Source organism: Mycobacterium kyogaense, assembly GCF_003254575.1.
GTDB lineage: Bacteria > Actinomycetota > Actinomycetes > Mycobacteriales > Mycobacteriaceae > Mycobacterium > Mycobacterium kyogaense.
This window is the reverse complement of the sequence record NZ_QJUA01000048.1, coordinates 1-26,152: the sequence shown is the minus strand read 5'-3', so window position 1 is coordinate 26,152 and position 26,152 is coordinate 1. Positions and strand designations below refer to the sequence as shown.

General features: G+C 68.6%; 24 protein-coding genes. 11 read left to right on the top strand and 13 right to left on the bottom strand.

The window, feature by feature from the left end; translation table 11 throughout:
• Nucleotide 1 precedes the first annotated feature (1 nt).
• Nucleotides 2-1,390 (bottom strand): aspartate aminotransferase family protein, encoded by a 1,389-nt coding sequence (locus DMB80_RS24090; RefSeq protein ID WP_111512171.1) that lies wholly within the window; start codon nucleotides 1,388-1,390, stop codon nucleotides 2-4.
• A complete protein-coding gene (locus DMB80_RS24085; protein ID WP_043406241.1) occupies nucleotides 1,387-1,908 on the bottom strand; it encodes an Lrp/AsnC family transcriptional regulator in 522 nt (173 codons plus the stop codon). Before DMB80_RS24085 ends, DMB80_RS24090 begins: the two co-directional genes overlap by 4 nt.
• A gap of 123 nt (nucleotides 1,909-2,031) precedes the next feature.
• Here DMB80_RS24085 and DMB80_RS24080 point away from each other — a divergent pair, with 123 nt between their 5' ends.
• Nucleotides 2,032-3,525 (top strand): gamma-aminobutyraldehyde dehydrogenase, encoded by a 1,494-nt coding sequence (locus DMB80_RS24080; protein WP_111512170.1) that lies wholly within the window; start codon nucleotides 2,032-2,034, stop codon nucleotides 3,523-3,525.
• A 78-nt stretch (nucleotides 3,526-3,603) separates the two neighbouring features.
• Here DMB80_RS24080 and DMB80_RS24075 read toward each other — a convergent pair whose 3' ends face one another.
• The 3 genes from DMB80_RS24075 to DMB80_RS24065 form a co-directional block, all read right to left on the bottom strand.
• Complete coding sequence (locus DMB80_RS24075) at nucleotides 3,604-4,467, bottom strand: universal stress protein (RefSeq protein ID WP_111512169.1); 864 nt, start codon at nucleotides 4,465-4,467, stop codon at nucleotides 3,604-3,606.
• A gap of 9 nt (nucleotides 4,468-4,476) precedes the next feature.
• On the bottom strand, nucleotides 4,477-5,988 hold the full coding sequence (locus DMB80_RS24070; protein WP_111512168.1) for an APC family permease: 1,512 nt from the start codon (nucleotides 5,986-5,988) through the stop codon (nucleotides 4,477-4,479).
• 63 nt (nucleotides 5,989-6,051) lie between these two features.
• Nucleotides 6,052-7,746 carry an APC family permease gene (locus tag DMB80_RS24065; protein WP_111512167.1) on the bottom strand — a complete coding sequence of 565 codons (1,695 nt, stop codon included), beginning with the start codon at nucleotides 7,744-7,746 and terminating at the stop codon, nucleotides 6,052-6,054.
• 362 nt (nucleotides 7,747-8,108) lie between these two features.
• Here DMB80_RS24065 and DMB80_RS24060 point away from each other — a divergent pair, with 362 nt between their 5' ends.
• The 5 genes from DMB80_RS24060 to DMB80_RS24040 are packed head-to-tail and all read left to right on the top strand — an operon-like array spanning nucleotide 8,109 to nucleotide 14,220.
• On the top strand, nucleotides 8,109-9,215 hold the full coding sequence (locus DMB80_RS24060) for a polyprenyl synthetase family protein (protein WP_111512166.1): 1,107 nt from the start codon (nucleotides 8,109-8,111) through the stop codon (nucleotides 9,213-9,215).
• Entirely contained in the window at nucleotides 9,215-10,723 is a 1,509-nt protein-coding gene (crtI, locus tag DMB80_RS24055) for a phytoene desaturase family protein (protein WP_111512165.1), read from the top strand. The genes DMB80_RS24060 and crtI overlap by 1 nt, the downstream gene beginning before the upstream one ends.
• A complete protein-coding gene (locus DMB80_RS24050; protein WP_111512164.1) occupies nucleotides 10,720-11,667 on the top strand; it encodes a phytoene/squalene synthase family protein in 948 nt (315 codons plus the stop codon). The genes crtI and DMB80_RS24050 overlap by 4 nt, the downstream gene beginning before the upstream one ends.
• A 10-nt stretch (nucleotides 11,668-11,677) precedes the next feature.
• A complete protein-coding gene (locus tag DMB80_RS24045; protein ID WP_111512163.1) occupies nucleotides 11,678-13,213 on the top strand; it encodes an FAD-dependent oxidoreductase in 1,536 nt (511 codons plus the stop codon).
• Entirely contained in the window at nucleotides 13,210-14,220 is a 1,011-nt protein-coding gene (locus DMB80_RS24040; protein ID WP_111512162.1) for a DUF5914 domain-containing protein, read from the top strand. Before DMB80_RS24045 ends, DMB80_RS24040 begins: the two co-directional genes overlap by 4 nt.
• On the opposite strand, the gene idi is transcribed toward DMB80_RS24040, so the two are convergent.
• From idi to DMB80_RS24020, 4 genes are all read right to left on the bottom strand, one after another.
• A complete protein-coding gene (idi, locus tag DMB80_RS24035) occupies nucleotides 14,217-14,762 on the bottom strand; it encodes an isopentenyl-diphosphate Delta-isomerase (protein WP_111512161.1) in 546 nt (181 codons plus the stop codon). The two genes, DMB80_RS24040 and idi, sit on opposite strands and share 4 nt — an antisense overlap.
• Nucleotides 14,763-14,918: 156 nt before the next feature.
• Nucleotides 14,919-16,151, bottom strand: a complete 1,233-nt coding sequence (locus DMB80_RS24030; RefSeq protein WP_111512160.1) for an Nramp family divalent metal transporter — start codon at nucleotides 16,149-16,151, stop codon at nucleotides 14,919-14,921.
• On the bottom strand, nucleotides 16,148-16,963 hold the full coding sequence (locus tag DMB80_RS24025) for a PRC-barrel domain-containing protein (RefSeq protein WP_111512159.1): 816 nt from the start codon (nucleotides 16,961-16,963) through the stop codon (nucleotides 16,148-16,150). The genes DMB80_RS24030 and DMB80_RS24025 overlap by 4 nt, the downstream gene beginning before the upstream one ends.
• An 18-nt stretch (nucleotides 16,964-16,981) precedes the next feature.
• Nucleotides 16,982-17,470, bottom strand: coding sequence for a CGNR zinc finger domain-containing protein (locus tag DMB80_RS24020; RefSeq protein WP_111512158.1), 489 nt, complete (start codon nucleotides 17,468-17,470; stop codon nucleotides 16,982-16,984).
• A gap of 86 nt (nucleotides 17,471-17,556) precedes the next feature.
• Here DMB80_RS24020 and DMB80_RS24015 point away from each other — a divergent pair, with 86 nt between their 5' ends.
• Both DMB80_RS24015 and DMB80_RS24010 read left to right on the top strand, forming a co-directional pair.
• Entirely contained in the window at nucleotides 17,557-18,423 is an 867-nt protein-coding gene (locus tag DMB80_RS24015) for an alpha/beta fold hydrolase (RefSeq protein ID WP_111512157.1), read from the top strand.
• 28 nt (nucleotides 18,424-18,451) lie between these two features.
• Entirely contained in the window at nucleotides 18,452-19,534 is a 1,083-nt protein-coding gene (locus DMB80_RS24010) for an AI-2E family transporter (RefSeq protein WP_111512156.1), read from the top strand.
• Here the strand turns inward: DMB80_RS24010 and DMB80_RS24005 are convergent.
• From DMB80_RS24005 to sdhC, 4 genes are read right to left on the bottom strand one after another with little or no spacing between them, the layout of a single operon-like run.
• Nucleotides 19,506-20,276 (bottom strand): succinate dehydrogenase iron-sulfur subunit, encoded by a 771-nt coding sequence (locus DMB80_RS24005; protein WP_111512155.1) that lies wholly within the window; start codon nucleotides 20,274-20,276, stop codon nucleotides 19,506-19,508. The genes DMB80_RS24010 and DMB80_RS24005 overlap by 29 nt on opposite strands.
• A gap of 1 nt (nucleotide 20,277) precedes the next feature.
• Nucleotides 20,278-22,032 carry a succinate dehydrogenase flavoprotein subunit gene (gene sdhA, locus DMB80_RS24000; RefSeq protein WP_046366037.1) on the bottom strand — a complete coding sequence of 585 codons (1,755 nt, stop codon included), beginning with the start codon at nucleotides 22,030-22,032 and terminating at the stop codon, nucleotides 20,278-20,280.
• Between the two features lie 13 nt (nucleotides 22,033-22,045).
• Complete coding sequence (locus DMB80_RS23995; RefSeq protein WP_046366036.1) at nucleotides 22,046-22,519, bottom strand: succinate dehydrogenase hydrophobic membrane anchor subunit; 474 nt, start codon at nucleotides 22,517-22,519, stop codon at nucleotides 22,046-22,048.
• Nucleotides 22,519-22,944: a succinate dehydrogenase, cytochrome b556 subunit gene (sdhC, locus tag DMB80_RS23990; protein ID WP_111512154.1), complete on the bottom strand. Its 426-nt coding sequence runs from the start codon at nucleotides 22,942-22,944 to the stop codon at nucleotides 22,519-22,521. Before sdhC ends, DMB80_RS23995 begins: the two co-directional genes overlap by 1 nt.
• 219 nt (nucleotides 22,945-23,163) lie before the next feature.
• Here sdhC and DMB80_RS23985 point away from each other — a divergent pair, with 219 nt between their 5' ends.
• From DMB80_RS23985 to DMB80_RS23975, 3 genes are read left to right on the top strand one after another with little or no spacing between them, the layout of a single operon-like run.
• Nucleotides 23,164-23,583, top strand: coding sequence for a cytidine deaminase (locus DMB80_RS23985; RefSeq protein WP_162938683.1), 420 nt, complete (start codon nucleotides 23,164-23,166; stop codon nucleotides 23,581-23,583).
• Nucleotides 23,583-24,893 (top strand): thymidine phosphorylase, encoded by a 1,311-nt coding sequence (locus DMB80_RS23980; protein WP_420812217.1) that lies wholly within the window; start codon nucleotides 23,583-23,585, stop codon nucleotides 24,891-24,893. Before DMB80_RS23985 ends, DMB80_RS23980 begins: the two co-directional genes overlap by 1 nt.
• Nucleotides 24,894-24,903: 10 nt before the next feature.
• Nucleotides 24,904-25,992, top strand: coding sequence for an adenosine deaminase (locus DMB80_RS23975; protein WP_111512153.1), 1,089 nt, complete (start codon nucleotides 24,904-24,906; stop codon nucleotides 25,990-25,992).
• Nucleotides 25,993-26,152 lie beyond the last annotated feature (160 nt).

The following is a 26,152-nucleotide window of genomic DNA, read 5'->3' as shown; positions in this document are numbered from 1 at the left end:
CCTACATCCGGCGGCTGGCTTCGCCCAGCACCGAGTGCAGCACGTCGTAGATCGCGTCGAACTCGCGCTGCCCGCAGATCAGCGGCGGGGCGAGCTGCACGACTGGGTCGCCACGGTCGTCGGCGCGGCAGTACAACCCGGCTTCGAACAGGGCGGGCGTCAGGAACCCGCGCAGCAGCCGCTCGCACTCCTCGTCGTTGAACGTCTCCTTGGTGGCCTTGTCCTTGACGAGTTCGATGCCGTAGAAGAAGCCTTCACCGCGGACGTCGCCGACGATGGGCAGGTCGTGCAGCTTCTCCAACGTGGCCCGGAATGCCGGAGCGTTCTCCTTGACGTGGTCGTTGATGCCCTCGCGCTCGAAGATGTCGAGGTTGGCCAACGCGACTGCCGCCGACACCGGATGCCCACCGAAGGTGTATCCGTGCCCGAACACCGTGGAGCCGTCGTTGAACGGTTCGAACAGTCGGTCGCTGGCGATCATCGCGCCGAGCGGGGAGTAGCCCGAGGTCAGTCCTTTGGCGGAGGTGATGATGTCCGGGACGTAGCCGAAATCGTTGCAGGCGAACATCGATCCGATGCGGCCGTACGCGCAGATCACCTCGTCGGAGACCAGCAGCACGTCGTACTCGTCGCAGATCTCGCGGACCCGCTCGAAGTATCCGGGCGGCGGCGGGAAGCAGCCGCCGGCGTTCTGCACCGGCTCCAGGAACACTGCGGCGACGGTGTCGGGGCCCTCGAACTCGATGGCCTCGGCGATCCGGTCGGCGCAGTAGCGGCCGAACGCCTTGGGGTCGGAGCTGAATTGCTCGGGCGCCCGGTAGAAGTTGGTGTTGGGGACGCGGAAGCCGCCCGGTGTCGGCGGATCGAACGGCGCCTTGAACGTCGGGATCCCGGTGATCGCCAAGGCGCCCTGAGGGGTGCCGTGGTAGGCGATGGACCGCGAGATCACCTTGTACTTACCGGGTTTGCCGGTCAGCTTGAAGAACTGCTTGGCCAGCTTCCAGGCGCTCTCGACGGCCTCGCCGCCGCCGGTGGTGAAGAACACCCGGTTCAGGTCGCCGGGCGCGTAGGCGGCGATCCGCTCGGCCAGCTCGACCGCCGGCGGCGTCGCGAACGACCACAGGGGGAAGAACGCCAGCGATTCGGCTTGCTTGGCGGCGGCTTCGGCGAGTTCGGCGCGGCCGTGGCCGACCTGGACGACGAACAGGCCCGAGAGTCCGTCGATGTACTTGTTGCCTTCGCTGTCCCAGATGTGGACGCCTTCGCCGCGGGTGATCACCGTCGGCGTGATGTCCCCGCCGTGGCGGGCGAAGTGGCCCCACAGGTGCCGGTTGGCCCGGGCGCCCAGATCGGAGTCGGTGGTCTGTGCTGTTTCGGAGATGATTGTCATCTAGTGCCCCAATTGTATTGCTGTTTAACGAGTTTCAGGTAGACAAGGGTTTCTGTGGATATCACTCCCGGCAGCGCGCGGATCTGGGTGTTGAGAAGTTGCAGTAGGTGGTCGTCGTCTTCGCAGACCACCTCGACGATGGCGTCGAAGGAGCCGGCGGTCAGCACGACGTAGTCGACGGATTCCAGGGCGGCCAGCTTCTCGGCGATCTTGGTGGTGTCCCCGGTGCAGCGCACGCCGATCATCGCCTGGCGGGCGAATCCGAGTTGCATCGGATCGGTGACCGCGACGATCTGCATGACCCCGGCGTCGACCATGCGTTGGACGCGCTGGCGCACCGCGGCCTCGGACAGGCCGACGGCCTTTCCGATGCCCGCATAGGACCGTCGGCCGTCCTGCTGGAGCTTCTCGATGATGGCCTTGGACAGCTCGTCGAGCTGGAAGGCGGCACCGGGTCGGGATTGGTTCACTCGGAAGGAGACGGGGCCGACGGCGTGCGGAACGCCCGGGTTGACCATGCCTGTGATTGTGCACGGAATCCGTCGTTTCAAGCAACCATAACCATGAAATCACTTGCTGTGAGTCGCTGACGGTGCCGTAATGCGTAGATTTCTCCGGTGCAGGCACGGTAGTTTTGGGCCATGACTGTGGTTTCGGAGACGGATGTCGCCAGCAGCTGGATCGACGGTGAACCGGTACGCACCGGTGGCGCCTCACACACGGTGATCGACCCCGCGACCGGTGCGCCGGTCGCCCAGATGGCGCTGGCCGCCCCCGGTGACGTCGACCGGGCGGTCTCGTCGGCCCGCGCGGCACTGTCGGGCTGGGCCGGGGCCACCCCGGCCGAACGGTCGGCGGTGCTGGCCACGCTGGCCAAGCTCGCCGACGCGGCGGCCGAGACGTTGGTCGCCGAGGAGGTCAGCCAGACCGGCAAGCCGGTGCGCCTGGCCCGCGAGTTCGATGTGCCGGGCAGCGTCGACAACATCGACTTCTTCGCCGGCGCCGCGCGGCATCTCGAGGGCAAGGCGTCCGGGGAGTACTCCGGTGACCACACCTCGTCGATCCGCAGGGAGGCGGTCGGCGTGGTCGCGACGATCACGCCGTGGAACTACCCGCTGCAGATGGCGGTGTGGAAGGTGTTGCCGGCGTTGGCCGCCGGATGCTCGGTGGTGATCAAGCCGGCGGAGATCACCCCGCTGACCACGCTGACCCTGGCCCGGTTGGCCAGTGAAGCGGGACTGCCGCCCGGGGTGCTCAACGTGGTGACCGGCGCGGGCGGTGACGTGGGCACCGCGCTGGCCGGCCACGCCGGGGTGGACATGGTGACGTTCACCGGGTCGACGGCCGTGGGGCGCAAGGTGATGGCGGCGGCCGCGGTCCATGGCCACCGCACCCAGCTGGAACTCGGCGGCAAGGCGCCGTTCGTCGTGTTCGACGACGCGGATCTCGACGCGGCGATCCAGGGCGCGGTCGCCGGCTCGCTGATCAACACCGGACAGGACTGCACCGCGGCGACGCGCGCGATCGTCGCCCGCGAGCTCTACGACGACTTCGTCGCCGGCGTCGCCGAGGTGATGAGCAAGATCGTCGTCGGCGATCCGCAGGACCCGGACACCGACCTCGGGCCGTTGATCACGCTGGCACACCGGGCCAAGGTGGCCGACATGGTGTCGCGCGCGCCGGGCGAGGGCGGACGCATCGTGACCGGTGGCGTGGCCCCGGACGGCCCGGGCTCGTTCTATCGGCCCACGCTGATCGCCGACGTGTCGGAGCGCTCGGAGGTCTACCGCGACGAGATCTTCGGCCCGGTGCTCACCGTGCGCTCGTTCACCGACGACGACGACGCGATCCGGCAGGCCAACGACACCGCGTACGGCCTGGCGGCCTCCGCGTGGACGCGCGACGTGTACCGCGCGCAGCGCGCGTCGCGGGAGATCCACGCCGGCTGCGTGTGGATCAACGACCACATCCCGATCATCTCGGAGATGCCGCACGGCGGGTTCGGCGCGTCGGGCTTCGGTAAGGACATGAGCCAGTACTCGCTCGAGGAGTACCTGTCGATCAAGCACGTGATGAGCGACATCACCGGCGTCGTCGACAAGGACTGGCACCGAACGATTTTCACCAAGCGCTGAGCTGTCACGAGAGTGCTCTCACTGTTGTGATCTCGCCCGGATCGCAACCGTGAATGCACTTTCGCGAAAAAAGGGCTCTCACTCGTCGTCGCGCGGCACCACGATCACCGGCACGTCGACCCCGGCGAGAATCCGCGACGCCGTCGAGCCCAGGAAGATGCGGCGCGGCGCGGCGAACCGGGACGAGCCGACCACGAGTAGGTCGCCGTCGTCCCACTTGAGCTTCTTGAGCGCCGACTCCAGCGTCATGCCGTCGGCCACCAGCGATTCGATGTCCGGTGCGTCGGGCAGCGCCCGCGCGGCGACGGCCTGGTTCTCCTCGGCCGCCGCGACCTGGAGCTGCCGGACCTCACGTGCGCTGCCTGCCTCGGCGAGGTTCTCCGCCGATACCAGTGACAGCATGCGGATGCGCAGGCTCGCGGCGCTGGCGAGTGTGATCGCGAACGGCAGCGGGTTGTCGTCACCCGGCCGGGTGGGCACGGCCGCGGTGATCGCGGCGAAGTTGTCGTCGGGGTCTTCGGCGTAACCGCGCGGCGCCAGCGCCACCGGCAGCGGCGAGGAGTGCAGTAGCGCGCCCGTGACCGGGCCGATCGTGTGCCGCCCGAAGAAGCCGTCGCGCGCCCCACCCACCACGATGAGGTCCGACGATTTCTCCAGAGCGACGTCAACGAGCGTCTGCGCGAACGACTCGCCGACGATCACCGACGAGCCCGCTGTGATGCCGTCGCGGGCCAGTGCCGCGACCGCCCGCGCCACCCACTCTTCGCCGCGTTCGAGCAGCAGACGCTGGTATTCGGCTCGGCCGGGGTGGCCGTCGGGGAGTTCTTCGCGTACGACGAGGACGACGTCGACGGTCGCGCCGAACGTCGTGGCGAGAGCGGCGGCCAGCGCGACGCCGTCGTCGCCGGTCGGCGTGGCGAGGTAGCCCACGGTCAGGTGCATGGCGATTCCTTAGTAGACGTCGGGGACCTGGACTTCGGTGCGGGCGTTGAGAGTTTCCCCGCGGAAGAAGCGTTTGGTGCCGAAGGCGAAGCAGGCCAGCATCAGTGGCACACCGAGCACCAGCATGCCGATGCCGAGCACGAACACCCCGCCGATGGGGCCGAAGGCGGTGTAGCCGTAGTCGGGGGCGATCATGTCCTTGGCGCTGACGATGAACGCGGCGGCCATCGCGAGCCCACCCACGAGGGGAAAGATCCCGCGGAAGAACAGGTTTCGCGCTGATGTGAAGAGCGTGCGGCGGAAGTACCACACACAGGCGAATGCGGTGATCCCGTAGTAGAAGGCCACCGCCAGCCCCAGCGACGCCACCGAGTCGGCAAGCGCGTTCTCGGACAACACCTTCAGGAGCAGGTAGAAGAACAGCGCGGACAGACCCATCACGATGGTCCCGAACGCCGGTGTCATGTAGCGCGGGTGCACGTTGGCGAATCGCTTCGGAATCGCCTCGTACACCGCCATCGACAGGGTGCCGCGGGCGGTCGGCAGGATCGTGGTCTGCGTCGAGGACAGCGCCGACACCGACACGGTGAGCAGCAGTGCCGACGCGGCGACGGCGCCGGCCACGGGTTCGCCGAGGACGGTGAGCACGTCGTCGGTGTTGTCAGGGTTGTTCAGCCCGATCCCGACGTCACCGAAACCCGCGAAGGATTGCAGTGCGTAGGCCACCAGCACATAGGTGCACACCAGGATCAGCGTGGTGATCACCGCGGCGATGCCCGGCGTCTTACCCGGGTCCTTGGTCTCCTCGCCGACCGCCAGGCAGGCGTCCCACCCCCAGTAGATGAAGATGCACAGGATCACCGCGGCCGCGATCGACGACATGTCCAGCCCACTCGGCCAGAGCCAGGACCACTGCGGTGTGATCGCCTGTGCGCCGGCATTTCCCGAGAACACCCTGACCAGCGCGATGATGCTGACCACGATCAGCACACCGAACTGGATGGTGATCAGGATGTTCTGCACGCGTTCGCTGACGACGATGCCGCGGGCCGAGATCAACGTCATCGAGATGATGAAGAAGCAGCCCAGCGACACCGTGGCGACGGGATTGTCGGCCAGTGAATCGAGGCCGAGGAAGTTGTACAGGTAGATCGCGGCGATCTCGGCGACGTTGGCCAGCACGATGATCGCCGACACCGCGAGGCCCCACCCGCCGATCCAGCCGATCCACGGTCCGAACGCCTTGGTGCCCCAGGTGAACGTGGTTCCGCAGTCCGGGGTGTCCTGGGACAGCTCCTTGTAGGCGAAGGCGACCAGCAGCATCGGCAGGAACGCCAGCACGAACATCGACGGCGCCTTCTCACCGACTTCGAGCACCACGTAGCCGAGCGTGGCGGCCAGGCTGTAGGCCGGCGCGACGGCGGCCAGCCCGATCACGACATTGCCCACCAGCCCCAGGGCGCCTGCCTGCAGACCCTTCCCGCCGACCGCGGGTGTCGACGGTTCTTCCGTGATCGCCATGCGCGGAAATATACGGTCCTGTCAGTGAGCTGGCAGGACAGTGCGAGAAACCTGTGGGACTGATCAGCCCCGGGTGAACTCCTCGCCGGTACGCGGGTCGATCGCCCGCTCGCCGGGCGGCAGGTTCGACAGATCAGGCGCGATGACGGTGGGCATCTCCCCGGCGTCGGGCAGGCCGAAGTGCGCCACCGCTGCTTCCTGGTCGGGCACGGTCTCCAGGACCAGGTCGTGGCTGCGCCGGGGGAGCGTGCGGCCGGCGAAGAAGTCCGGTGAGGCGATCCGCCAGATGACCATCAGCACCAGCCCGAGGACCAGCGCGCCGATGCCGACCACGGCGACCGCGCCGACGCCGAAGATCGTCACGTTGTTGCCGTCGTCGTCGGTGAGCCAGTCGGGCTTGGCGTACTGCAGCAGGCCGTAGACGAAGACGACGGTGAGCACGATTCCGCCCAGCAGCGGCACCACGCCGCGCATGACCAGGTCACGGGTGTTGCGGGTCAACGTTTTTCGGTAGAACCACACGCACGCGAAGCCGGTCAGCCCGTAGTAGAACGCGATCATCAGGCCCACCGAGCCGATCAGCGCGGTCAGCAGGTTGGTGCTGATGACGGTGAACAGGACGTAGAACACGGCGGAGACGACGCCCATCGCGACGGTCGACGTGGTGGGGGTCAGGTAGCGCCGATGGATCTTGGCGAACGATTCGGGCAGGGCGCGGTAGACGCCCATCGACAGCGTGGTCCGCGCGGTGGGCAGGATCGTCGTCTGCGTCGACGCCGAGGCCGACGTCAGGATCGAGGCGGACAGCAGCAGCATGCCGAGGTGGCCGAGCACGCTGTCGCCGAACAGGTCCGGCCCGATGGCGGCGAACACGTCGGCGGAGTTGTCCGGATTGCCCAGCCCGACGCCGTCGGTGCCGACGCCGGCGAAGGCGACGGCCGCGACGCTCACCAGCGCGTAGGTGGCCAGCAGCAGGAAGGTGGAGATGACCGCGGCCCGGCCGGGGGTGCGTCCGGGGTCGTCGGACTCCTCGTTGCACGCCACCGCGGTGTCCCAGCCCCAGTAGATGAAGATGGTCGTCAGGACCGCCGGTGCGATGACGGTGCTGAAGTCCAGTCCGCCGGGCCAGAACCAGGACAGCGACGGCATCAGCGAGTAGCTCTCCGCGGTGCGGGTGTACACCTTGACCAGCGCCACGATGGACAGGCCGATCAGCACGACGACCTCGATGGCCAGCAGCGCGTACTGCAACCGTGCCGACACCTCGATGCCGCGGTAGCAGATGTAGGTCATCACGGCGATCCAGATGACGCCGGCCACGGTGGACCAGAACGTGCTGTCCGACAGTGTGGCGGCGGCGCTCCAGCCCAGATCCCCGGCGAAGGTGAACGAGTAGGCCCCCGCGATCTGGGCGAGGTTGGCCATCACGATGACGTCGGCGGCGATGATGCCCCATCCGCCGAGCCACCCGATGACCGGTCCGAAGGCGCGGGAGGCCCAGGTGAAGGTGGTTCCGCAGTCGGGTTCGGCCTTGTTCAGCTCCTGGTAGGCCACTGCGATCAGGTACATCGGGATGAAGGAGATCAGCACGATGGCGGGCGCTTTGACGCCCGACAGGATGGCTCCGCCGCTGGCGATGATGAGGCCGAGCGTGGCGGCCAGGCTGTAGGCGGGAGCCGTGGAGGCCATTCCCACCACGATGCTGGAGACGAGGCCGAGCGCCCCGCCTTTGAGTCCTTTGCTTTCCACGCTGGTCATCGGGGCCCCTCTGCTGGAATCCGTTGTGAACGGGATCACTATCGACTGATTCCGTCGATTCAGCAACTTCACAGCTTCGGAATTCGTTGAAGTTTTTCTGCGGGGCTCGGTGGCCGCCTGCCGCCGTCGTCATCTCCCGGTGGAATTCGACGTGACCTTGCCGCCGATACGTGCTTGGCTTCTCTGTGGGTACTGGTGGACTGAGACCCTGCGGTGTGGCGAGCGCCACGCTTCGTTCGTCGCGACGCTGACCAATCCGAGGCCGGTGGCGCTACGAATCGGTGGTGACGCGGGTCGAGCAGGACGCACCACCAGGAGGGGTCAGCTTGAGGGATGGCGAACGGGCGGTGCCTCGTCTGGTGATGTCGGGCGCGCGGGCGCCCGCGGATCCGCTGGGCGCATGGCGCGACGGACTGCGCGAGTCGGTGCGCAGCCATCTCGCCGAGTTCGTGCGGTCCGAGTGTGCCGGCCGGTTGGCCGCGACGAATGTGGACATCGCCGGCGGCCTGCTCGCCGATTTCCTCGACGGGGGAAAGTACGTGCGGTCGACGTTCATGTATCTCGGATGGCTGTGCGGGGCCGGCGAGGATGGCGACGCGGACTCCGCGGAGCACGCCGCCGCGGTGCGCGCCTCGGCGAGCTTGGAGCTGTTGCACGCATTCGCGCTGATCCAGGACGACGTCATGGACTCCTCACCGCTGCGCCGCGCCCGGCCGGCCGCGCACATCTCGTTCGGCCGGTGGCACCGGGAGCGCGGACTGGCCGGCTCGCCCGATCGGTTCGGTGAGTCCGCGGCGATCCTGCTCGGCGATCTGTGCCTGGTGTGGGCGGAGCAGATGCTGCGCCGTAGCGGCGTCGGGCAGCCCGCGCTGGCCCGGGTGTGGCCCCACTACGACGACATGCGGACCGAGCTGGCGATCGGCCAGTTCGCCGATCTGGTCAACAGTTCACACGCTCTGCCCACCCTCGAGGAGGTTCTCGACGTGCTGCGTCGAAAGTCAGGCAACTACACCGTGCGCAGGCCGCTGGAGATCGGGGCGGTGATGGCCGGTTGCGGCGACGACGTGATCGACGCGCTGTCGGCCTACGGCGCCGCGATCGGCGAGGCGTTCCAGTTGCGCGACGATCTCCTTGGCGTGTTCGGCACCCCGTCGCTGACCGGCAAGTCGGCCGGCACCGACATGGAGGAGCGCAAGGCCACCAGCGTGATCATCGCCGCATACCAGCTGGCCGACAAGCCGCTGCGCGAGCAGCTGTTCGACCTGATGAATCGCCCGCACATCGACCGCGAGGCCGCCGAGCACTGGCGCACCCTGATCGTCGCGAGCGGCGCGGTGGAGTGGATCGAGAGGCTCATCGCCGACCGGCACAGCGTGGCGCTCGACCATCTGGATGCCGTCGAGCTGCCCGATTTCGCTCGAGCCGCGTTGGCCGACATGGCCGTCGCCTGCACCCAGCGGGCGGCGTGATGCGCACCGTCACCGGACGCACCGACCGCGTCGTCATCGTCGGAGCCGGACTGTCGGGGCTCTCGGCGGCACTGCAGCTGGCCGGCCGCGGCCGGGCTGTCACCGTCGTCGAGCGCGGCGCCCACCCGGGCGGGCGCGTCGGACGCGAAGACGTCCGCGGCTACAAGATCGACACCGGGCCCACGGTGCTCACCATGCCCGACATCATCGACGACGCGTTCGCCGCGGTCGGTGACTCGTTGGCGGCGCGGCTGCCGATGGAACGGGTCGATCCGGCCTACGAGGCGCGCTTCGCCGACGGCAGTGCGGTGCATGTCCACACCGACGCCGCCGCGATGGCCGCCGAGGTGGAGCGCTTCGCCGGCCGCGAGCAGGCCGACGGCTATCTCCGCCTGCGGGACTGGCTGACCAGGCTCTACCGCACCGAGTTCGACGGCTTCATCGGCGCGAACTTCGATTCGCCGCTGTCGCTGGTGACCCCGCAGCTCGCCCGGCTCGCCGCTCTCGGCGGGTTCCGCGGCTGGGAACGGATGGTGCGTCGCCACATCACCGACGAGCGGCTGCTGCGGGTCTTCACCTTCCAGGCCCTCTACGCGGGGGTGCCACCGCAGAGCGCGCTGGCCGCGTATGCGGTGATCGCGTACATGGACACGGTGGCCGGGGTGTACTTCCCGCAGGGTGGGGTGCGGGCCCTGCCCGACGCGATGGCCGCCGCGGCCTCTGATGCGGGCGTCGAATTCGTCTACAACGCAACGGTTTCCGAGCTCGAGTTCAGCGGGTCCCGGGTGACCGCGGTGCGGACCGCCGAGGGTGTCCGGGTGCCGGCCGACGCGGTGGTGCTCACCACCGAGCTGCCCGACACCTACCGCTTGGTGCGGCGCACCCCGCGCAGGCCGGTGAAGTTGCGCGCCGCACCGTCGGCGGTCGTCGCGCATGTCGGCTGCGAGGCCGTCGGTGAGGCCGCCGGGCATCACACGATCCTGTTCGGCGACGCGTGGCATCAGACGTTCCGCGACATCATCGACGACGGCCGCACCATGCGTGATCCGTCGCTGTTGGTGACCCGGCCGACCGCGGGTGATCCGTCACTGGCCCCGGCCGGTCGCGACCTGCTCTACGTGCTCGCTCCCGCCCCGAACACCGATGTGGGCGTGGTGGATTGGGACACCGTCGGGCCGGGTTACGTGGACGACATGATCGATGCCGTTCGCAAGCGCGCGCCGGGTGTCGCCGATGACGCCGAGGTGCTCCACGTCGTGACCCCGGCGGACTGGGGCCGGCAGGGCATGGCGGCCGGCAGCCCGTTCGCGTTGGCGCACACGTTCTCTCAGACCGGGCCGTTCCGGCCGGCGAACACGGTCCGCGGCGTCGACAACGTGGTGCTCGCAGGGTCTTCCACCGTCCCCGGGGTCGGCGTGCCGACCGCGATCCTGTCCGGGCGGCTTGCCGCCGATCGCATCACCGGCGTGCACGCCAGCCAGCCCACCTCGGAGGTCAACCGCCCATGATCCACACCGAGCTCGACGCGGCGGGTGTCCGGGACCCGTCGCTGCGCGACGCCTATCGGCAGTGCCGCAGCCTGAACGCCCGCTACGGCAAGACGTTCTTCCTGGCCACCCGGCTGCTGGCGCCGCGCCAGCGCCCCGCCGTGCATGCGCTGTACGGGTTCGCGCGCTTCGCCGACGACATCCTCGACGATCTCGACGATCCGCGCACCGTCGACGAACGTGCCGAGCAGCTGCAGCAGCTGTCGACGCGACTGTTCAACGCGCTGGTCGAGAACCAGCCGTGCGGGGACGACCCGGTGCTGGCCGCGGTGGTGCACACCGCGCGCAAGTACGACATCGGCTGGGATCTGTTCGACGACTTCCTCGCGTCGATGCGGATGGATCTGACGGTGACCGACTATCCGGACCGGGCCGCCCTGGAGAAGTACATGTACGGCTCGGCCGAGGTCATCGGGTTGCAGATGCTGCCGATCCTCGGCACCGTCGTCCCGCGAGACGAGGCCGCCCCCTATGCCGCCGCGTTGGGAAAGGCGTTCCAGCTGACCAACTTCCTGCGCGACGTCGACGAGGATCTGCACCGGGGCCGGGTGTACCTGCCCGCCGACGAGCTCGCCGCCCACGGTGTGGATCGGGATCTGCTGCGGTGGTGCCAGGCCAACCGGCGCACCGAACCGCGACTGCGTGCCGCGCTGGCCGAACAGCACGCCATCACCCGTAGGACCTATGACGAGGCCCAACCCGGTATCGGCAAGCTCGCCCACGCCTCGCGGCCGTGCGTGGCCGCTGCGTCGACGCTGTACTCGGAGATCCTCGGCCGCATCGAGGCGTCGGACTTCGACATCTTCGGGCGGCGCGCCACCGTGGGCAAGCCGCGGCGAGCGGTCGTCGCACTGGCGGGGCTGGGTAAGTCGTGGGTGGCGCGCGCCCGGCACGGCAGCGTGTGATCGGTGGCTCGTGACTGACCGCCGCCGTCAGACCTGGCCCGCCCGCCCCGGGCGTCCCGCGATCACCGGCGACGGTGACACACCCCGCGTGGTCGTGGTGGGCGGCGGGATCGCCGGCCTGGCCGCCGCCACCGGCCTGGCCGAACGTGGGGTCGCTGTCGACGTCGTGGAGCGTGAGAGCTATCTCGGGGGCCGGGTGGGCGGCTGGACCGAGACGCTGGCCGACGGTTCGCAGACCGGGATGAACCGCGGCTTCCACGCCTTCTTCCGGCAGTACTACAACCTGCGCGCACTGCTGAAGCGTGGCGATCCCGCCCTGTCCGCGTTGACGCCGGTGGCCGACTATCCGCTGATCGACGGCGCCGGCCGGCGGGACACGTTCCGCGGCCTGCCGCAGACCCCACCGCTGAACGCATTGGCATTCGCGTTGCGCAGCCCCACCTTTCGACTGCGCGACCTCGTGCGCATCGACGCCAAGGCCGCCGCGCCCCTGGCTGCGGTGTCCGTCCCGGACACCTATCGACTCCTCGACCACCGGGATGCGCAGACTTTCCTGCGCGACATCAACTTTCCCGATGCGGCGCGCCACCTCGCGTTCGAGGTGTTCGCGCGCAGCTTCTTCGCGCGTCCCGAGGCGCTGTCGGCCGGTGAACTGGTCACGATGTTCCACATCTATTTCCTGGGTTCCAGTGAAGGCCTGATCTTCGACGTCGCGAACGCGAATTTTGATGTGGCGCTGTGGAATCCGCTGCGCGACTACCTCAGCGGGCGCGGCGTGGTGTTCCGCACCGGGGTGAGCGTCGACGCGGTGACCGTCGGGGACACTGTGACGGTCCGCACCGCCGGCGGTGACATTCTCGACGCTGACGGCGTGGTCCTCGCCACCGACGTCACCGGGCTGCAGCGCATCGTCGCGGCGTCACCCGAGCTCGGCGATGCACCGTGGCGGGAGCGGGTCGCCGCGATGGGCACGGCGCCGCCGTTCGTGGTGCTGCGGTTGTGGCTGGACCGCCCGGTGCGTCCCGACCGTGCCGCGTTCGTCGGGACGGGTGGGCGCGAGCCGCTGGACAACATCAGCGTCGTCGAACGGTACGAGCGGGAGGCGGCGCGCTGGGCGACGCACACCGGGGGATCGGTGGTGGAACTGCACGCCTACTCGGTCAGCGAACCGACGGACACCGAATCGATGAACACGGTGCGGGACGCCCTGATCGCGCGCATGCACGAGCTCTACCCTGAGACGGTGACTGCTTCGATTGTCGACGAGCGGGTGCTGCTCCGCGGCGACTGCCCACGTTTCGCCCCGGGCGATTATGCCGAGCGGCCTTCGGTGCGCACACCCGATCCCCGAATCATGCTGGCGGGGGACGGTATTCGCATCGATCTTCCGGTGGCACTGATGGAGCGGGCGGCGACGACGGGCTGGACGGCCGCCAACGAGCTGCTGCACAGGTTCGGAGTGGCCGGGCATGAGCTGCACACGGTGCCCAATCAGGGGCGCTCCGGTGTGCTGCGCCGGCTGGCGACTGCGGGGGCTCCCCGATGAGCGAAGACAAGGGCTGGCGCGGCCGCGTCGCCGCGGCGTGGCCGTTCGAGGTTCTTCCGGCGCTGGATTGGGCGGCCCAGACGCCGACATACGCCGACGCCAGCCCCACGCTGATCGCGTCGGCTCTGCGCCGCGCCCAGCGCAGACCCGGAGGCAACTGGTTCGCCTTCGCGGAGAGTTCGACGCTCACCACCTCGGCGCTGGGGACGACGGTCGCCGGCCGGGAGATCGTGGCGTGGCGCGGGGCGGACGGCGGCTTGCTCGTCGCGCCGCGGGCCTGCCCGCATCTGGGTGCCGATCTGGCCACGGCGCCGGTGGAGTGCGGCACCCTGGTGTGCCCGTGGCATGGTCTGCGCCTCGGCGAGCGCAGGCACGGCGCGTGGAAGCCGTACGCCTCGCACGACGACGGGGTGTTGTGCTGGGTGCGCTTCGACGACGCGCTCGACCCGGCGACGTCGCCCCTGTCCGATACGCCTCCGCCGATGCCACGTCCCGGCGACCCGGCGCTGGCGGCGGTCACCCGGCTCGAGGGGGTCTGCGAACCGGCCGACGTCGTGGCCAATCGGCTCGATCCCTGGCACGGGGCGTGGTTTCACCCGTATTCGTTCACGCAGCTCAAGGTCCTCAGTGCGCCGCCGGCCGAGGACGATCTGCCCGAGGCGCTGGATCGCTTCGTCGTCGACGTCACGTTCCGTATCGGCCGCCTGGGTGTCCCGGTGATCGCGGAGTTCACCACCCCCGGCCCGCGAACGGTCACGATGCGCATCATCGAGGGCGAGGGGCAGGGCAGCGTGGTGGAGACCCACGCGACGCCGCTCGGTCCGGGCCCGGACGGGCGGCCGAGGACCGCGGTGGTGGAGGCTGTGATCGCGCATTCCGATCGCCCGCACTTCGGCAAGGGGCTGGTGGCTGGACCGCTGCTGCGGCCCCTGATGCGCCGCGCGGCAGCCAGACTGTGGCGCGACGATCTGGCCTACGCGGAGCGTCTGTTCCAGACCCGGGGTTAGCGGCCCTGCGGGACGCCCGCGTGGTCCAGCAGCGGGATCTGCTCGGCGGCCCACGGGCTGATCGCCCAGCCCAGGCGGGCAGCGGTGCAGGCCTGCTCCCACGGCACCCACTGGTAGTCCATGACTTCCTCCGGATCGGCGCGCACGGGCCCGTCGATGCGTCCGCAGTAGACCGGGCACAGCTCGTTCTCGGCGACGCCGTCGGACGCCACCGCGTAATAGCGGAAATCGGGCAGCACGCAGGTCAGCTCGACGATGCCGACGCCCAGTTCCTCGCCGACGCGGCGGTGTACCGCGTCGGTCATCGACTCGTCGGGGGCGGGGTGGCCGCAGCAGGAGTTGGTCCAGATGCCGGCGAAGGTCCGCTTGTGCAGGGCCCGCCGGGTCAGCAGGACGTTGCCGGAGTGGTCGAAGAGGTAGCAGGAGAACGCCAGGTGCAGCGGTGTCGACTCGTGGTGGACCTGCGCCTTGGGTGCGGAGCCGAGGCGGTGGCCGTCGTCGTCGACCAGGACGACCAGTTCAACGGTGTTCGAAGACGCCATACTCCGCATTCGACGCCACCCCCGCGTCGGATGGGTGTCACCTCATCCCGCGAGCGCTGGGGGCACCGCCCGCTTGCGGGGGAGTGTTTGTACGTCGACGCGCCGGCAGAGCTGGCATTCCGCGTGCGCTCGCGCCACATGAGCGTGCGCGCACGCTCACCCGGTGACCGACACCACCGCCAGCACGGCCACGCACATCAGCACCACCGCGGTCGTCGCGCCGTAGGCGATGGTGGCCGACCGGCCGATCGCGAACTCGCCCATCAGATCCCGGTCCCGGCCCGTGCCGATCATCGCGATCAGCAGCGGTATCAGCAGCACCGCGTTGAGCACCTGCGTGCCGACCAGGATGGTCACCAGCGGCGCGCCGGGGATGAGCACCACCGCTGCACCCAGTGCGGTCACCAGCCCGAAGGATATGTAGAACGTCCGCGCGTCGGTGAATGGATCGTCGAGGGCCGCTTCGACTCCGGCGTATTCGCACACCGAGTACGCCGTCGACAGCGGGAGCACCGAGGCGGCGAGCAGCGCCGCGCAGATCAGGCCGACGGCGAACAGTGTGGCGGCGGTGTCGCCTGCCAGCGGCTGCAGCGCGACGGCGGCGTCGGCGGCGTCGCTGATCGACCGGCCGTCGCGGTGCAGTGTCGCGGCGCAGGCCACCACGACGAAGAAGCCGATGACGCCGGTCAGTACCGCCCCGGTCACCACGTCGATGCGCTCGAACACCAGGTCTTCGGTGCGCAGCTTCTTGTCGACCGCGTAGGACTGGATGAACGACAGTCCCCAGGGCGCCAGGGTGGTGCCGACGGTCGCCGTGACGATCGCGATCGTCGCGCCGTCGGTCGGCATGCTCGGCACCACGAGCCCTTTGGCTGCCGCACCCCAGTCGGGTCGCGCCAGCACACCGGACGCGATGTAGGCGAGGAACACCGTCGACAACGCCAGCAACACGTGCTCCACACGGTGAAAGCTGCCGCGTAGCACCAGCATCGACACGATCACCGCGGCGGCGGGCACGCTGATGTAGCGGCTGATGCCGAACAATTCGAATCCCGCGGCGATGCCGGCGAATTCGGCACAGGTCGTGCCGATGTTCGCGATCACCAGCGCGACCAGCACGGTGCCGCCCACACGGACGCCGTAGCGCTGGCGGACCAGGCCGATCAGGCCCTGGCCGGTGACCACGCCCATCCGTGCGGCCAGGCCGTGGAACATCACCAGCGCGACGGTCGACAGCAGCAGCACCCACAGCAGTTGATAGCCGTGCTCGGCGCCCAGCACCGAATAGGTGGTGATGCCGGCGGGATCGTCGTCGGAGAGTCCCGCGAGAAGGCCGGGGCCGACGACTGCGAGCAGCCCACCGAGGGCGAACCCCTTGCGGCGCGTCATGTGCGACGCGGCCAGACGTGCGAGCGCAGGAACCGCCGGGTGCGGGGGCGGGCAAGACGGCGGCGCCAGGTCAGGGCGTGCTCGGCGGGCATAGCTGCGACGATCTGGGCGGCGGCGGTGTCGGGCAGTGCTCGCAACACACGCTCGCCGACCGCATCAGGTCCGGCGCGGACGATCTCGGCGGCCGCGTGTGGCTCCTGGGTGGCGAGCACATCGGTCGCCGCGCCGGTGTCCAGCCGGGCCACCAGTGTGGCGAGGGCGCGCGCGTCGAGGTGATGCACCGCCGAGCGCGGGGTGGCGAGTTGCACGGCGTGGCCGCGATCGGATGTCAGATGTAGATCACTCCACGCGACGGCATCCCGTCCGGCGCGTGCGGCCAGCGCGCGCAGGCCGAGCCGGCGCAGCACGGCGCCGAATCCGACCTCCACCCCGACGACCTCCATGTGTCCGTCTGGGGTGCGGGCGAGGACGACGTCGGCGACCCGGGCCAGCCGCTGCTCGCCGATGTCCACCACCTGGGTGTCGAGAACGTCGCGCCCCAACAGGATTTCGTCGTCGTCGAGCGCGGCGGCGAGGGAGTCGATCGCGAACCCCGCGGCCTCGCCGGTGAGGGACAGCGAGCCCTGGGCGGCCGACACCGCTGACCACGGAAGCAACAGGTCGTGGGCATGCGGCCGCCGGATCAGCACGCGGTCGATCATCGGCAGCGGGTTCGGGTCGGCGAGGCTGACCGTCAGGTCGGCTACGCGGCCCATCGGTGTCCCGTCGGGACCGCGGAGGGCGGTCCCGACGACCTGGCTCAGCGTCAGCACCTGAGCAGCATGCCCGACTCAGTCGGAGTGGGTGCGCCGATAGTGCCTGCGGGCTTTCATCCGGTTGCCGCAGATCGCCATCGAGCACCACCGCGCGGTGTTGGGCTTGCTGCGATCCAGCAGGAAGAGGTGGCACTCGTCGTTGGCGCAGGGCCGCAGGCGTCCCGGACTGCTGATCCGCAGGGTGTCCCATGCGAGGACGGCCCGGGCGGTCGCGTCGAGGGCCGGGAACCGCCAGTCGACGCCGTCTTCGGTGGTGGTCGGCGTCAGGACCACGCCGTCGAGGAACGGCCTCAACGCCGATGGAGGCTGTTCTCCGCGCACGACCGCCTGCAGTGCGTCGCGGGCGGCTGAGAGCCGGTCGAGGTCGGACGCGTCGATGTGGTGCTCGCGCAGCCATCCGGGGTCTGCGAGGAGATCGGTGGGCACGCCGTCGACGACCGGGGTGGTGTTGAGCAGATCGAGCAGCAGTGTCTCGTCGGCGGGCCCGGCAACGGACAGTTCCATGGCTAACCTCCTAAATGCCATTGACAGGTTACACCCGGCCGGGTTCACTGGGGCTAACCGTTAAAACGATTTTAAGGAGTTACATCATGAGCGTCGTCCATCACCGGTACGCCACCGTCTCCGATCACAAGATCTTCTACCGCGAGGCGGGCACTCCCGGCTCCCCGGTGATCGTCCTCCTGCACGGTTTTCCGACCAGCTCGTTCATGTTCCGCGACCTGATCGGCGAACTCGCCGACCGCTACCACGTGATCGCGCCGGACTACCTGGGCTTCGGCTACTCCGACGCGCCCCCGGTCGAAGAGTTCGACTACACCTTCGACGCGCTGGCCGACCTGACCGCCGGCCTGCTCGACCACCTCGAGGTCACCACGTACGCGATGTACGTGCAGGACTACGGCGCCCCGGTGGGCTGGCGGCTGGCATTGCGCGACCCCCAGGCCGTCACCGCGATCATCACCCAGAACGGCAACGGCTACGACGCCGGCTTCGTCCCCGAGGGCTGGACGGCGGTCTGGGACTACCAGCGCGAACAGACGCCGGAGACGGCCGCCGCACTGCGTCAGTTCCTGTCGTTCGAGGCGACGCGGAACCAGTACGTGGCGGGCGTGCCCGATCCGAGCGTCGTCAGCCCGGACACCTGGCACCACGACTTCGCGCTGCTCTCGCGCCCCGGCAACGACGCGATCCAACTGGCGCTGTTCAAGGACTACGCGAGCAACCCGCGCCTGTATCCCGCGCTGCACGAGTACCTGCGCACCAGCGGGGTGCCGGTGCTGGCGGTGTGGGGTGACAAGGACCCGTTCTTCGGGCCGGACGGTGCCCGGGCCTTCGCCGAGGACGCTGTCGACGCCGAGATCCACCTGCGCGACGGCGGCCACTTCCTGCTCGAGAGCGACCTGGAGGCGGTGACGGGACTCATCCGCGACTTCCTGGCTCGCCGATGGCGGTGAATTCCGCCCCGATGGGTAGAAAGGGCGGGTGGACCGTGGCCAGATTTACAACCGGCATCTCCAATCGTTGGCGAGCGCATCGCTTCGTCTCGTCGCGGTCGCCGCGGCCGTGTGGATTCTGTCGTGGGTGGTCGGCAAGACGTGGGTGATCCTGCTGCCGGTGGTGTTGGCCCTGATCGTGTGCACGGTGCTGTGGCCGCCGGTGCGCTGGTTGCGCGGCAAGGGGCTTCCGCCGGCCGCGGCGGCGCTGCTGATTCTGGTGCTGGCCATCGCCGTGGTGGCCGGCATCTTCGCCGCGGTCGCGCCGGCGATCGTCAGTCAGGTCGGTGAACTGGCCGAACAGGCCACCGCCGGGGTGGTCCAGGTGCGCGACTGGCTGGGCGGCCCGCCGCTCAACATCAGTGACGCACAATTGAATTCAGGTGTCGAGGCGATCAACGACACCCTCAACTCCAGCAGCGCGAAGATCGCGTCCGGATTGTTCACCGGCGTCGGTGCCGCGACGTCGGCGCTGGTCACCCTGTTCACCGCGATCGTCGTCGCGTTCTTCTTCCTCAAGGACGGGCCGCGCTTCCTGCCGTGGCTGCGGCACGTCGCGGGCAGGCCCGCGGCCCCGCACCTCGCCGAGATCCTGCAGCGCGTGTGGGCCACCCTCGGCGGGTTCATCAGGACCCAGGCGATCGTCAGCCTCGTCGATGCGGTGCTGATCGGCATCGGGCTGGTCGTCCTCGGCGTCCCGCTGGCCTACGCGCTGGCGATCCTGACGTTCATCGGTGGCTTCGTCCCGATCGTCGGCGCGTTCGTCGCCGGCGGATTGGCGGTGCTGATCGCGCTGGTCGCCAACGGGCCGGTGAACGCGCTGATCGTGCTCGGCATCATCGTCGCCGTGCAGCAACTCGAAGGCAACGTGCTGCAGCCGTGGCTGCAGGCGAAGTCGATGAAGTTGCACGCGGTGATCGTGCTGCTGGCGGTGACGCTGGGCGCGTCGCTGTTCGGGGTGATCGGTGCGTTCCTGGCGGTGCCGGTGGCAGCGACGGTGGCCGTGGTCCTGCGGTACTACGACGAGCAGGTCGCGGACACCGTCAGCGCGCGAACATCAACGCCCGCTTGACCTCTTGGATCGCCTTGGTCACCTCGATGCCGCGCGGGCAGGCCTCGGTGCAGTTGAACGTCGTGCGGCAGCGCCACACCCCGTCGACGTCGTTGAGGATGTCGAGCCGCTCGGCCGCACCCTCGTCACGGCTGTCGAAGATGAAGCGGTGCGCGTTGACGATCGCCGCCGGGCCGAAGTACGAGCCCTCGCTCCAGTACACCGGGCAGCTGGTGGTGCAGCAGGCGCACAGGATGCACTTGGTCGTGTCGTCGTAGCGGGCGCGGTCGGTCTGGCTCTGGATGCGTTCGCGGGTGGGCTGGTTGCCCGAGGTGATCAGGTACGGCTTGATCGCCCGGTAGGCGTCGAAGAACGGTTCCATGTCGACGACGAGGTCCTTCTCCACGGGTAGTCCGCGGATCGGCTCGATCGTGATGGTCAGCTGCTTGTTCGAGTTCTTCGGCAGCATGTCGCGCATCAACACCTTGCACGCCAGGCGATTCACGCCGTTGATGCGCATGGCGTCCGAGCCGCACACCCCGTGCGCGCAGGACCGGCGGAACGTCAGCGTGCCGTCGAGGTACCACTTGACGTAGTGCAGCAGGTTCAGCAGCCGGTCGCTCGGCAGGCACGGCACCCGGAAACTCTGCCACCCCGCGTCGTCAGGCGACTCCGGGTTGAACCGCGCGATCTTCAGCGTCACCATCACCGCGCCCTCGGGCACCGGCGGAGTGTCTTGCTTGTCCAGAACAGGCGCGCTCATGTCAGTACTTCCGTTCCATCGGCTCGTACCGCGTCTGCACCACCGGCTTGTAGTCCAGCCGGATGTCGCTCAGCAGGTCCTTACCGTCCTTGTAGGCCATGGTGTGACGCATGTAGTTGGTGTCGTCGCGGTTGGGGTAGTCCTCGCGGGCGTGTCCGCCGCGGGACTCCTTGCGGTTGAGCGCGCCGACCACGGTGACTTCGGCGAGCTCCAGCAGGAACCCCAGCTCGATGGCCTCGAGCAGATCGCTGTTGTAGCGCTTGCCCTTGTCCTGCACGGTGATTCGGGCGTAGCGCTCCTTGAGCGCGTGGATGTCGGTGAGCGCCTGCTTGAGCGTCTCCTCGGTGCGGAACACCGCGGCGTTGTTGTCCATCGACTGCTGCAGCGCACCGCGGATGTCGGCGACGCGCTCGTTGCCGTGCTCGGACAGGATGTCGCCGACCCAGCCGACCACCATGTCGGCGGGCTTCTCGGGCAGGTCGACGAAGTCGTGTCCCAGTGCGTAATTCGCCGCGGCGATGCCCGCGCGGCGGCCGAAGACGTTGATGTCCAACAGCGAGTTGGTGCCCAGCCGGTTGGCCCCGTGCACGGACACACACGCGCATTCGCCGGCGGCGTACAGACCCGGCACCACGGTGGTGTTGTCCGAGAGCACCTGCCCGTTGACGGTGGTCGGGATGCCGCCCATGACGTAGTGGCAGGTCGGGTAGACGGGCACGAGTTCCTTGACCGGGTCGACACCGAGGTAGGTGCGCGCGAACTCGGTGATGTCGGGCAGCTTGGCCTCGAGCACGTCCTCGCCGAGGTGGCGCACGTCGATGTAGACGTAGTCCTTGTTCGGTCCCGCGCCGCGGCCTTCGAGCACCTCAAGAACCATCGAGCGCGCCACGATGTCGCGCGGCGCGAGGTCGACGATCGTGGGCGCGTAGCGCTCCATGAATCGTTCGCCTTCGCCGTTGAGCAACCGACCGCCCTCGCCGCGCACGGCCTCGGAGATCAAGATGCCCAGGCCGGCCAGGCCCGTCGGGTGGAACTGATGGAACTCCATGTCCTCCAAGGGAAGTCCCTTGCGGAAGACGATGCCCAGCCCGTCGCCGGTGAGCGTGTGCGCGTTGGACGTGGTCTTGTACATCCGGCCCGACCCGCCGGTGGCGAACACGATCGCCTTGGCGTGGAAGACGTGGATGTCACCGGTGGCGAGCTCGTAGGCGACGACGCCGGTGGCGACCGGACCCGATGACGTCTCGGTCATGGTGATGTCGAGGGCGTAGAACTCGTTGAAGAACTCCACGTCGTGCTTGACGCAGTTTTGGTACAGCGTCTGCAGGATCATGTGGCCGGTGCGGTCGGCGGCGTAGCAGGCCCGGCGCACGGGGGCCTTGCCGTGGTCGCGGGTGTGCCCGCCGAAGCGGCGCTGGTCGATGCGGCCTTCGGGGGTGCGGTTGAACGGCATCCCCATCTTCTCGAGGTCGAGCACCGCGTCGATGGCCTCTTTGGCCATGATCTCGACCGCGTCCTGGTCGGCGAGGTAGTCGCCGCCCTTGACGGTGTCGAAGGTGTGCCACTCCCAGTTGTCCTCTTCGACGTTGGCCAGCGCGGCGCACATGCCGCCCTGGGCCGCGCCGGTGTGCGAGCGCGTCGGGTACAGCTTGGTCAGCACGGCGGTGCGCACCCGTGGGCCGGCCTCGACGGCGGCCCGCATGCCTGCGCCGCCGGCACCGACGATGACGACGTCGTAGCGGTGTTCTTGAATCATCGTGAGCTCCCGATCAAGAGATGGATGCGTCGAACGTCAGCAGTACGTAGGTGCCGAGCACCAGCACGAACACCATCGACAGCGCCAACAGCGTGTTCAGCCAGAACTTGGTCGAATCCTTGCGGCTGTAGTCGGCGATGATCGTGCGCATGCCGTTGCCGCCGTGCAGCTGGGCGAGCCAGAGCAGCAGCAGGTCCCACGTCTGCCAGAACGGCGAGGACCAGCGCTGCGCGACGTAGTTGAAGTCGATGCGGTACACGCCGCCGTCCCACATCAACATGATGAACAGGTGGCCGAGTGCCAGGAAGACGAGCACCAGCCCGGAGAAGCGCATGAACAGCCAGGCGTACTTCTCGAAGTTCGGCATGCCGCCCGCGCGCCGCGGCGCCCGGGGGTTGTCGAGGCTGGCCGGCCGGTCGTGGCTGCGCTGCATGACCGGCGCGCTGCCGCCGCGATCGCTGATGTGGTCGTACGGGTTCTCCGCCATCAGAGGAACCTCTCCGCCATGTGCATGCCGATGACGCCCACCGAGACGATCAGCACCGTGAGGAACACGCCGGCGACGACCCAGAGCATCTTGCGCTGGTGGCGCGGTCCCTCGGACCAGAAGTCGATCAGAATCACGCGGATACCGTTGAGCGCGTGGTAGAGCACGGCGGCGACGAGGCCGAGCTCCATCAGGCCGATGATGGGTGTCTTGTAGGTCTCGATGATCTCGTTGTAGGCCTGCGGGCTGACCCGCACGAGCGCGGTGTCGGTCACGTGGACGAACAAGAAGAAGAAGATCGAGGCACCGGAGATCCGGTGCAGGACCCACGACCACATCGCGGGATCGCCGCGATACAGGGTTCGTCGGCGTGACGGCTGCGAGCGCGGTGCCGCAATGCCGTCCGATGATGTTGCCGTACTCATCTGACCCCTCCAACGCCATCGGTGGATGCTCGGAAGATGTGCCCGTCGGCTGGCTCTCCGAACCTCGCAGCGACTCTAATCTCCTTTGTACTGTCGAACGAACTAGCCTGTGGCCGTATGCCCACCGAAAAGGGCGGTTATTAGGGTCGCCTATCTGATACCGCCGGTCATGGAGCAGGGGGTTCGGAATTGATTCAGAATCGGCTGGACAAGCCGGACGTGAGCGCCGAAATAGATTGGGAGTTGTTGCGGCGCAAGGCAATAGATGTCTCCACGCACGCCTATGCACCCTATTCGCGGTTTCCTGTCGGGGCGGCCGCCCTGGTCGACGATTACCGAATAGTGACCGGCTGCAATGTGGAAAATGTCTCATATGGCCTGGGTCTCTGCGCGGAGTGCGCAGTGGTCTGCGCCCTGATTTCCGGCGGCGGTGGCCGTCTGCTCGCACTGGCCTGTGTAGGTCCCGACGGGGCGACCCTGATGCCGTGTGGGCGCTGCCGCCAGGTGCTGCTCGAGCACGGCGGGCCGGGCATGCTCGTCGACCATCCGGCGGGGCCGCGTCCGCTGAGCCGGCTGCTGCCCGACGCCTTCGGGCCTGACGACCTGGCGCGCTCCTCCGAGGAGATCGGGGAAAGCTAGTGACGCAGAACACATTCGATGCTCCCGGCCCGATGTCGCATCTCGATGCTCCGTCAGTCATCCGGACCAAGCGGGACGGCAATGCGCTGTCCGACGCCGCCATCGACTGGGTGATCGACGCCTACACCCACGACCGCGTGACCGACGGGCAGATGGCGGCGCTACTGATGGCGATCTTTCTGAAGGGCATGTCCGGCCACGAGATCGCGCGCTGGACCGCGGCGATGGTGGCCTCGGGGGAGCGCTTCGACTTCTCCGATGTGGGCCGCCCGACCGTCGACAAGCATTCCACGGGCGGGGTCGGCGACAAGATCACCATCCCTCTGATTCCGATCGTGATGGCCTGTGGCGGCGCCGTTCCGCAGGCGGCGGGACGGGGGCTCGGGCACACCGGCGGCACCCTGGACAAGCTCGAGTCCATCTCCGGATTCACCGCCGAGATCACCAAACCGCAGATTCACCAACAACTTCGGGATCTCGGTGCGGCGATCTTCGCCGCCGGGGAGCTGGCCCCCGCGGACCGCAAGATCTACGCGCTGCGCGATGTCACCGGCACCACGGAGTCGCTCCCGCTGATCGCGAGTTCGGTGATGAGCAAGAAGATCGCCGAAGGTGCTGCCGCGCTGGTGCTCGACACCAAGGTCGGTTCCGGAGCGTTCCTGGCCACCGAAGCGGAGTCGCGCGAGCTGGCGGCCACGATGGTCGCGCTGGGGCGAGAACACGGGGTGGCCACCCGCGCGCTGCTGACCGACATGGAGGTGCCGCTGGGGCGCACGGTCGGCAATGCGGTCGAGGTGGCCGAGTCGCTGGACGTCCTCGCCGGGGGTGGACCCGAGGACGTGGTCGAGCTGACGGTCGCGCTGGCGCGGGAGATGTGCGACGCGGCGGGCCTGGACGCCGTCGATCCGGCGCAGACATTGGAGGACGGCACGGCGATGGACCGGTTTCGCGCGCTGATCGCCGCGCAGGGCGGTGACCTCGCGGCTCCGTTGCCGATCGGTGCCCACAGCGAGACCGTGGTGGCCCCGCGCGGTGGCACGATGGGAGACATCGACGCGATGGCCGTGGGACTGGCGGTGTGGCGGCTCGGGGCGGGCCGCTCGGCGCCGGGTGAGCGTGTGCAGTTCGGCGCCGGGATGCGCATCCACCGCCGGCCCGGCGAACCCGTCACCGCGGGGGAGACTCTGTTCACGCTCTACAGCGATACTCCCGAGCGGTTCGGCCCGGCGCTGTCGGAACTCGACGGCGCCTGGCGGGTGGGAGACGAGGCGCCGCCCGCGCGTCCGCTGATCATCGACCGGATCACGTGAGGAGAGTCAGATGACGACACCGTTGACGCTGGAGAACATCCGGCAGGCGCCCAAGGCGCTGCTGCACGATCACCTCGACGGCGGGCTGCGTCCGCAGACAGTCCTCGAACTCGCCGAGGAGACGGGCTACGACCAGCTGCCCGAACACGATTCCGAGTCGCTGGCGACGTTCTTCCGCACCGCCGCGCACAGTGGCTCGCTGGTGCGCTACCTCGAGCCGTTCGCCCATACGGTCGGCGTCATGCAGACGCCCGAGGCGCTGCATCGGGTGGCCTTCGAATGCGTGGAGGACCTTGCCGACGACAACGTCGTCTACGCCGAGATCCGGTTCGCTCCCGAATTGCACATCGACGGCGGGCTGTCGCTCGACGCGGTCGTGGAGGCAGTGCTGGCGGGCTTCGCCGACGGGGAGAAGGCGGCCGCGGCACAGGGGCGTCCGATCGTGGTGCGCTGCCTGGTGACCGCGATGCGGCATGCCGCCCGCTCTCGGGAGATCGCTGAACTTGCGATCCGGTTCCGCGACCGCGGCGTCGTCGGGTTCGACATCGCCGGTGCCGAGGCCGGATACCCGCCCACCCGTCACCTCGACGCGTTCGAGTACATGCGAAGCAACAACGCCCGCTTCACGATCCACGCCGGTGAGGCGTTCGGGCTGCCGTCGATCCACGAAGCCATCGCGTTCTGCGGGGCCGATCGGCTCGGCCACGGCGTCCGGATCGTCGACGACATCACCGTCGATCCGGACGGCACGCCGCGGCTCGGTCGGCTGGCGAGCCTGCTGCGTGACAAGCGGGTGCCCTTCGAGATGTGCCCCAGCTCCAATGTGCAGACCGGCGCGGTCGGCAGCATCGCCGAGCATCCGTTCGACCGGCTCGCCCGGCTACGGTTCCGGGTGACGGTCAACACCGACAACAGGCTGATGAGCGACACCACGATGAGCCAGGAGATGCTGCGGCTGGTCGAGGCGTTCGGCTACGGGTGGAGCGATCTCGAGCGGTTCACGATCAACGCGATGAAGTCGGCGTTCATCGCGTTCGACGAGCGGCTCTCGATCATCGACGAGGTGATCAAGCCGCGCTACGCAGTCCTGATCGGCTAGCGATTTCGGCGTGCTCGTCGTCGCTCACCGACGTGTGGTGTCTCGGGACATCGCTGACATTTGTGTCGCGGGACATCGCTGACACTCATGATGGCGGTTTGGGTTCGCGGGTGCGGTAGGTACGGGCGGTTTTATCGGCCTGTTGGTAGCGGCGTGTGGG